Source organism: Thermus aquaticus, from assembly GCF_001280255.1.
Taxonomy (GTDB): domain Bacteria; phylum Deinococcota; class Deinococci; order Deinococcales; family Thermaceae; genus Thermus; species Thermus aquaticus.
Genome location: NZ_LHCI01000021.1, coordinates 1 through 347, shown reverse-complemented (window position 1 = coordinate 347; position 347 = coordinate 1). Strand labels below are relative to the sequence as shown.

Annotated in this window: 1 protein-coding gene; it reads left to right on the top strand. The window is 71.2% G+C overall.

Going from position 1 to position 347, the window contains the following annotated elements; translation table 11 throughout:
* A partial coding sequence (locus tag BVI061214_RS00155) for an IclR family transcriptional regulator (RefSeq protein ID WP_282953975.1) occupies positions 1–347 on the top strand: 347 nt, incomplete at both ends.

Sequence of the window (347 nt, the reverse complement as noted above, 5' to 3'; positions counted from 1 at the left end):
GGCAGAGCCTCTTAGAGGCGGCGCGGCCGGAGATGGAGGCCTTGGCGGAGGCTTTGGGCGAGAGCGTGAACCTGGCGGTCATGGCGGGCCTCGAGGGCCCCTACTTTGACCAGGGGGGGGGGGAGAAGCTGGTCCGCCTCTTCACCGCTCCCGGCTCCCGGGCCCCCCTCCACGCCACAGGGGTGGGGAAGGTCCTCCTGGCCTACCGGGGGGTGCCGGAGGGGCTTTCCCTGGAGGCCTACACCCCCCACACCCTCACCACCCGGGAGGGCCTTCTGGAGGAGCTAAAGCGGGTCCGGGCCCAGGGCTACGCCTTGGACAACGAGGAGAAGGAGCTTGGGGTGCGG